At 69.2% G+C, this 2874-nt stretch carries 3 protein-coding genes; all 3 read left to right on the top strand.

Annotated elements, in window-relative coordinates; all coding sequences use genetic code 11:
• On the top strand, positions 1-745 hold a 745-nt coding region (locus tag VA603_RS09395; RefSeq protein WP_323438638.1), incomplete at its 5' end, for a 5'-nucleotidase, lipoprotein e(P4) family.
• Positions 742-1461: an orotidine-5'-phosphate decarboxylase gene (gene pyrF / locus VA603_RS09390; protein WP_323438637.1), complete on the top strand. Its 720-nt coding sequence runs from the start codon at positions 742-744 to the stop codon at positions 1459-1461. The genes VA603_RS09395 and pyrF, both read left to right, overlap by 4 nt.
• Before the next feature lie 378 nt (positions 1462-1839).
• The gene (locus tag VA603_RS09385; RefSeq protein WP_323438636.1) at positions 1840-2826 is read left to right on the top strand and encodes a hypothetical protein; all 987 of its coding nucleotides are present in this window, start codon (positions 1840-1842) and stop codon (positions 2824-2826) included.
• Positions 2827-2874: the final 48 nt, after the last annotated feature.

The raw sequence follows: 2874 nt of genomic DNA, 5'->3' as shown, positions 1-2874 counted from the left end.
GGTGCAGCGCTCGCAGGAGTACCGCGCCAGCGCCCTGCAGACCTGGAAGCTGGCTGGTGAACAGCTGGACCGCGCCCTGGCCGACCCGACCTGGACCGCGCTGCTGCCGGAGGAAGGGGGCACCCACCAGTCGGCCCGGCTGAAGCCGGCCGTGGTGGTGGACGTGGACGAGACCGTGCTGGACAACTCGCCGTTCCAGGCGCGCCTGGTGCACGACGAAGGCAGCTACAGCGACGCTGGCTGGGCGGCCTGGGTCAACGAGCAGAAGGCCGAGCCGGTGCCGGGCGCGGTGCGGTTCGCACAGCTGGCCGCGTCCAAGGGCGTGACCATGATCTACATCAGCAACCGCACCTCGGCGATGAAGGACGCCACCCTGGCCAACCTGCGCAAGGTGGGCTTCCCGGTGGCCGACGACAGCGTCTACCTGGGCCTGGGCACCGAGGTGCCGGGTTGCCGCCAGGTGGGCAGCGAGAAGGGCTGCCGGCGTCTACTGGTGGCGCAGCAGTACCGGGTGCTGATGCAGGTCGGCGACCAGTTCACCGATTTCCTGCAGGTCCAGGACAACACCCTGGCCGCGCGTGACGCGCTGCTGGACAAGTACCAGGGCTGGATCGGCTCGCGCTGGTGGATCCTGCCCAACCCGACCTACGGCGGCTGGGAAAGCGCCTCGTTCAACAACGCCTGGTCGCTGCCGGCCGAACAGCGCAACGCCGCCAAGCGCGCCGCCCTGGAGGTGGCCCGATGAGCCGTGCCCCGCTGCCGCTGCGCACCGATGAACGCCTGATCTTCGCGCTGGACGTACCGGGCAAGGTGCAGGCGCTGGAGTGGGTGGAGCGGCTGGGTGATGCGGTGTCCTTCTACAAGATCGGCATGGAACTGCTGGCGTCGGGCGAGTATTTCGACGTGCTTGATGCACTGGCTGCGCGCGACAAGCGCGTGTTCGTCGACCTGAAGTTCTTCGACATCCCGGCCACCATCGCCGGTGTCATCGGCCGCCTGTCACAGTGGCCGGTCAGCTACTGCACCATCCATGGCTGGCACCCGGAGATGATGGCCGCCGCTGCGGCCGCCAACCGTTCGGACATGCGCCTGCTGGCGGTGACCGTGCTGACCTCGATGGGGCGCCCGGACCTGGCCCAGATGGGCATCGACCGCGAGCCGGTGGACGTGGTGGTCGAGCGCGCGCTGGCCGCCCAGCGCGCCGGCATCGACGGGGTGATCGCCTCCGGCCAGGAAGCTGCGCCGATCCGCGCGGCCACCGGCGCCGGTTTCTCCATCGTCTGCCCGGGCATCCGCCCCGGTGGCCCGGTGGGCGATGACCAGCAGCGCACTGTGGGCGTGGCCCAGGCCTTTGCCGACGGCGCCGATGCCATCGTGGTCGGCCGCCCCATCCGGCTGGCCGCCGATCCGCGTGCCGCGGCCTTGGCGATGCAGCACGAAATCGCAGATGTATTCAAATAAATCAATAACTTATTTGATGATTAATAAAGTATTGCTTTAACTGAAGTGGGCGCGTAGGCTACGCGTCGTCCGGCCCTGCCGGTCGATGTGTCAAACATGTCTACCGGCTCACGCCGGCTTGAGGAGGTTCGCCACCGGCAACGGGGCGGCCTCTTTTTTTATGTGTGTTTTCCAGCGGCGATGCACCATGCAAGGGCGCCGCTTCGCCCCTGCCTTTGCCGAAGGCACAGGCAGGGCCGGGGAGGGGAGGCTTCTGCCATCAGCGGCACCCCGCCTCCGCTCCAGCCCCATCCGCCCAGCCGTGACGGCCGTGCTTGCCGCTGTCACCGGGCAGGCTTCAAGATCAGCCCGCTCACGGGGGAGAGGACCAACGACGCCATGCAACGCCGTTCATTACGTACCTGCCAGCAGCTCGCGTTCCTGTCTGTCTGCGCGGTGGCGCTGCTGGGGGCTGCCTGCAAGCGCGACAGCGCGCCGCTGCCCGGTGCGGCCACCGAGCCGGCGGCCACCGTGCGCCAGCTTGCCCAGTACCTGCATGACAACGACCTGCCCGGCTATGCCAGGGCCTCGGTCACCCCGGCCCAGTACGCCGCGCTGGAAACCGCCTGGGCGCAGGGGCACAGCCGTTGGCCACTGACCGACCTGCCGCTGGACGAGAAGCTGCCCGACCTGCTCGGGGCGCTGTCCGAACCCGGTGCCGAGCAGAAGCTGCAGCGCGCCTTCCGCGCGCAGTTCGAGGGCCAGGCCGCCAGCGTCCGCCAGGCCGCGCATTCACTGGGCCTGTTCGGGGTGCAGTACATCACCCACCAGGGCGACTACACCCCGGCCGAGCGGGATCACTACGTGCAGCTGGTCAACGTGCTCAGCGGCTGGGCGCAATCGGCACCGCTGTCCGATGCCAAACTGGCGCGGACCAACATCGGCACGCTGACCACCGCCGCGCGCGCCACCGGGCTGGGCAGCGCACAGGCCTTCCAGGACGCCGGCATGAGCGGCAGCCTGCAGCGGCTGGTGCCGTTCGCGGCGGCGCTCAAGCAGGTGCTGGCCAGCTACGGGCTGGCCCTGGACGAAAGCGTGGCGCAGATGCGTACCGGCCTGGTCTCGCAGGACGGCGACAACGCACTGGTCCGCGTGCAGTACCCGCTGGCCGGCAAGGACGTGGACCTGCAGGTCGCGCTGGCGCGCCGCGACGGGCATTGGTACCTGGCCCGTACCGTGGCCGAAGCCGACCAGGTGATCGCCGCGGCCCAGGCCGCCGAACAGGCCCGGGTGGAAGCCGCACAGGCCGCCGCGACCGCAACGGACCCGGCCACGGCGCCGGGCAGTGATCGGCCAGACACCGCCAAAACGGCGGCTAAGCCATAATGGTCCAGATGTCGAAACAGAAATCCCAACCCGAACAGGGCGACCTGC

The organism is Stenotrophomonas capsici (assembly GCF_034961085.1).
Taxonomy (GTDB): Bacteria; Pseudomonadota; Gammaproteobacteria; order Xanthomonadales; family Xanthomonadaceae; genus Stenotrophomonas; species Stenotrophomonas capsici.
This window is presented reverse-complemented; position numbering and strand designations above follow the sequence as displayed.